The 4,673-nt window shown below is 63.2% G+C and carries 4 protein-coding genes; 1 reads left to right on the top strand and 3 read right to left on the bottom strand.

All coding sequences use genetic code 11. From position 1 onward, the window contains the following. Nucleotides 1–1,669, top strand: a 1,669-nt coding sequence (locus ACXJL8_RS34460) for a DUF1217 domain-containing protein (RefSeq protein WP_456686399.1), incomplete at its 5' end; no start/stop codon positions are given. A gap of 16 nt (nucleotides 1,670–1,685) precedes the next feature. Here ACXJL8_RS34460 and ACXJL8_RS34455 read toward each other — a convergent pair. From ACXJL8_RS34455 to ACXJL8_RS34445, 3 genes are all read right to left on the bottom strand, one after another. Then, the gene (locus ACXJL8_RS34455; protein WP_456618864.1) at nucleotides 1,686–2,546 is read right to left on the bottom strand and encodes a PCC domain-containing protein; all 861 of its coding nucleotides are present in this window, start codon (nucleotides 2,544–2,546) and stop codon (nucleotides 1,686–1,688) included. A gap of 9 nt (nucleotides 2,547–2,555) precedes the next feature. Next, the gene (locus tag ACXJL8_RS34450; RefSeq protein ID WP_456618863.1) at nucleotides 2,556–4,163 is read right to left on the bottom strand and encodes an acyl-CoA synthetase; all 1,608 of its coding nucleotides are present in this window, start codon (nucleotides 4,161–4,163) and stop codon (nucleotides 2,556–2,558) included. Nucleotides 4,164–4,268: 105 nt separating this feature from the next. Continuing rightward, nucleotides 4,269–4,673: hypothetical protein (locus tag ACXJL8_RS34445; protein WP_456686398.1), on the bottom strand; the 405-nt coding region annotated here is incomplete at its 5' end.

The raw sequence follows: 4,673 nt of genomic DNA, 5'->3' as shown, positions 1-4,673 counted from the left end.
GAACCAGGTCGATACGCTGGATAGCGATTCGGCTTATTACAGCACCCAAATCGGCAACGTCACCAGCGCCGACCAGCTCCTGAACAACGACCGTCTTCGTAACTATGTCTATGCGGCATTCGGGATGGATGAAAGCAAGTGGCCGCGCGACACGATCAGCCAGGTGCTGCGCAGCGATCCATCCGACCCGAACAGCTACGTCAACACCACCTTCACGTCTCAATTGAGCGGCCTCAACGCCCAGCTCACTCAAGCCAAATCGGACGTCACGGCCACCAATCAGAAAATCGCGGACTACACGGCCCAGCTATCACAGCCAGGCGCCGACGTGTCCCAGTTGAACGTGCAGATCCTGGTCGAAAAGTATCATTTGGAAAACTTCACCAAGAGCGTCTCCAGCCTCAGCGACCAGATCGGGACGATTGGCAAGTTCGTCGACCTCGCCAGCGCGTTCGAGTTTGCGCCCGACGGGTCGCTCCCGCCAGGCGTGCCCGCCCAGACGGCGGCAAACGTCACGCTCACGAAGCAGAACTTTGACCACAGCAAGTCCGACGTCTACGCAGACGCAAGCCCACTGAGCGAAGCACTGGCCATCACGCTCTTCAGAGCGGCCGTCGGCAATGTCAAATCGGTCGATACGTTCGTGTCGACATCGGCCGTGTATGATTTTGCGCTGGGCGCCGTCGGCCTCGACCCGGCAACAACCTCGCAAGCCACGATCAAGGCTGTCCTCGAAAGCGACCTCAACGACCCCAAGAGCTTCGTCTATACCCTCAAGGACGATCGGTACGTCAAGCTCGCACGCGACTTCAACTTCGACGCAAAAGGCAATCTGACGACTCCCTTGGTGGCCCAGGACTCGGCTGACGTCCTCGATATTGCGAAGAGCTACGTCATTGCAGCGCTGAGGGACGCAAGCCCCCAGCAGCAGAAGGCAGTTCGCGAGCAAGCCCAGAAGGACGCGACGTCTTATCAGGAAGCCGTCGCAGACATCGGAAGCGTTTCCGACCTGCTCGCAAACCGGAAGGTGATCGATTTCATTCTCGTCGCCAAGGGCCTGGATCCCAAGAAGGTCAGCACCGAATTCCTCACGAAGATCTTCAGCTCCGACCTGAGCAATCCCAAGAGCTTCGCGAACACGCAGAGCGATCCTCGCTTTGCCGAAATCGCGGGGACGTTCAACTTCAACAGCAAGGGCGACGTCGCGCGCCTCCCGATGCTGGGTCCTCAGAAGGGCGATCATTTTCGGGACACGCAGGCGAGCTATCTCCAGCAAAGCCTGGAGCAACAGCAGGGAGATACGAATCCCGGCGTGCGCCTGGCGCTCTATTTCCAGCGCAAGGCGGGCGACATCACGTCGGCATACGACATCCTGGCCGACCGGGCGCTTTCGGAGGTGTTCAGGACCACCTTCGATCTGCCCGACTCGATGGCGGCGATGCCGATCGATCAGCAGGCCAAGTTCGTGGACCGATTCATGAAGATCAAGGATCTGTCCGATCCCGCGAAGGTCGAAAAGCTGCTGAACCGTTTCTCCGCCATGTATGACATCAGAAACAGCGAGAGCACCGGTCAGGGTCAATCTCCCTTGCTCAACCTCTTTCAAGGATCGAGCTCGGGGATAAGCGACTCGACGTACCTGGCCATTGCCAAGCTGCAGTCTCGCTGATGACCGCGCGCCGAGACTAGCCCAGCACCTCGAGCACCAGCTCCATGGTCATCAGCACGGGATTATCGCCACGGATCAGCCGACCCTCCGCAATGCCGCCGGTGTAGTCGATCAGGGCAATGTCGAGCGCAGCTTCCAGCGCGCCCGAAGGGCTAGGCGCGATCGTGCCGGCTGTTATCGCCAGCTCGGTGGCAAACGGCTCGGTCACACCGCCATGGGTGAAGCGCGCACCGATGGTCGAGCCGACACCACCATGGAGCTTCGCGCGGGCAATGCCGTGCGTGCGGCAAAATCCTTCGAGGCATCCGGCAAAATCCTGGTTCGGCCGCAGCCGCAGCGCAAAGGCGCGGCTTGTGGTGCGCGCACCGGTGCTCGCAGCAGGCACCGGCCCGAACAGCTTGAAGTTGGTCTCGGGATCTGGCTCGGCCGCGAACGTCGCTCCATCAATCCCAAAGGCTTGGACCTCGAACGGTTCGGCGACGACCGTCTCGTCCGGCAGCATGTGGCCGCCGCTTGCCTTGCCGTCCGCCTCGGTCCAGAGCCCATGGCAATGAAAGAATGGCGCGCCGTCGCGCAAGCCCAGCGTCATGCTGCCGAGCTTCGTGCGCGTCACGCCCTTCGGCCGATACGTCTCGCTGTAGAACGCGGCGTTCTCGCTGGTCTTCGACAGCGCCGGCATCACATAGGCGAACGGCCCGAGCACGCCGCTGCCAAAGTTCAGCACACCGCCGGCAAATCCCTCCGCCGCAAAGCCGCGGCGCGCGGCCTCCAGCAGCGGCAGGCCCGCTTCAAGCGTGAACGCGAAGGCGCGTCCCCTCGCCTCCACCCACTGGATGCGTTCGGCGGCGGGCGGGCCCGGCTGTTTGATGCTTCGCATGTTACGACGTCAGCCCGCCTTCGTCTTGTCGAGCTCGAGCAGCCCGCGCGCCTCAAGCTCGTCGCGCACCATGCGCTTGGGGATCTTGCCATAGCCTGATTTCGGCAGCGCCTCCCAGAAGAAGAACCGTTTTGGCATCTTGTAGCGCGGCACCTTCGGGAGGAGGAACGCCGCCATCTCCGCCTCGCTCGCGGGCTGTGCGCCTTCACGCGCGACGCAGACGGCGACACCGACCTCGCCCCAGGTCGGATCCGGCACGCCGAGGACCGCAACCTCGCCGACGGCGGGATGCGTCAAAATCTTCTCCTCGATCTCGCGCGGATAGATGTTGGAGCCGCCGGAGATGTACATGTCCGACGCACGTCCCGTGATGTAGAGGAATCCCTCCTCGTCCATATGGCCGAGATCGCCGGTGCGGAACCAGCCGTTGCGGAACGCCTTGGCATTGGCTTCCGGATTGTCATAGTAGCCGGCGAGCACGGCCGGGCCGATCACGCAGATCTCGCCGCTCTGGTTGGCCCCGAGCTCGCGGCCCTCGTCGTCCTGGATCGAAACCTGCATGCCGGTGCGCTCGAAGCCACAGGTGCCGATCCTGGCATGGGGCCCATCCTCGGGATCGTGCAGCGCCGCCGGCAGCACCGTGATGTTGCCGGTGACCTCGCCCAGGCCGAAATATTGCACGATGACCTTGCCGAGCTTCTTCAGCGCAGCCTTCTGATCCTCGCGATACATCGGCGCGCCGGCATAGATCACGTGACGCAGCGCGGAATGATCGTATTTGTCGGCGGCGGGATGCTCGACCATCATCTTCAGGATGGTTGGCACAGTGAAGAGATTGGCGACGCGATGCGCCTCGATCAGGCGGAACGCCTCGTCGATGTCGAATTTCTCGGTCGGCAACAGCACGGTGCAGACGCCACGCGCGGTCTGCACCAGTTGATGCACGCCGGCGCCATGCGACAGCGGCGCCACCACCAGCGAGGCATCGTCTTCGGTGACACCCGGGGTCAGATCGGCGAGATGATTGGTGACGACAAAGCCCATCTGTCCATGGGTCAGCACCGCGGCCTTGGAGCGGCCCGTGGTCCCCGAGGTGAAGAAGAACCAGCAGGGATCGTCATGCTCGACCGCGACGTTCTCGACCGCTGCGCCCGCCTGCGACGCGATGGCTTCCGCAACCGAGGTCTCGCCAAACACGCCCTTGCCGTCGATGCTCCAGGTGAAGTCCAGCGCACCGCCGCTCACAGCCGCCGCGTGCTCGGGAAAATCGACGTGGCACAGAAACGCCTTCGCGCCGGAGGCCTGCGCCAGATAGGTGACCTCATCGGGCATCAGGCGGAAATTGGTGGGGACCCAGACCGCGCCGAGCCGGAACGCGGCGAACATCGAGAAGAACATCTCGTCGCCGTTCTTGGAATGGACGAGGATGCGGTCGCCCTTCGTGATGCCGCGCGCGGCGAGTGCTGCGGCCAGCGCCGAGACCTGCGCATCGATCTCGCGCCAGGTCCAGGATTTGTCGCCCCAGACGAAGCCTGGACGCAATCCATGCCGCCGCGCGTTCTGGGTCAGCATGTGAGCGAGATTCATGACGCGGCGGGACATGCGCAGGGGCTGCATGGGGCTTCCTCTTCGACGGCGGACGGCGCGCAAGCGCGCCGCTGTTTGCGACCCATTTATCGCCATCGCAAGCACGCCTGCAAGGCCGCCAGCCGCACACCTGCCTTACGGCTGCTTGAACGCGAACGGCGTCGCCGTGATCGCCTTCTCCTTGAAGCAGGCCTGCGCGCCGAAGCCGCCGCAAAAGCTCCCGTGCAGATCGAAGCGGACGGTGCGCGGCGCGCCACGCTTCATCGGCTTGACCTTGATCTCGTAATTGCGGACATAACCGTCGAAGACCGGCCGCACATTACCGTCGGGCTGCGTCACCAGGATGTTCATGACACAGCCTCCGGTTCCGCAATAGGTGGTGTCGCGCTCGCCGCATTTGGTATCGCGGAAATCGACGATGTAGTCGTCACGGCCGTCGCCGGTCAGATCGACCTTGCGCACCGTGTCCAGTGCAAAAGTCACCGCGCCGCCGCCCTGGCTCTCGCATTCCTCGTTGGCGTAGCGCAGCGCTGTCTGCAC

The organism is Bradyrhizobium sp. P5_C11_2 (assembly GCF_054049755.1).
The sequence above is the reverse complement of the archived record's forward strand: the minus strand, read 5'-3'. Positions and strand labels throughout refer to the sequence as shown.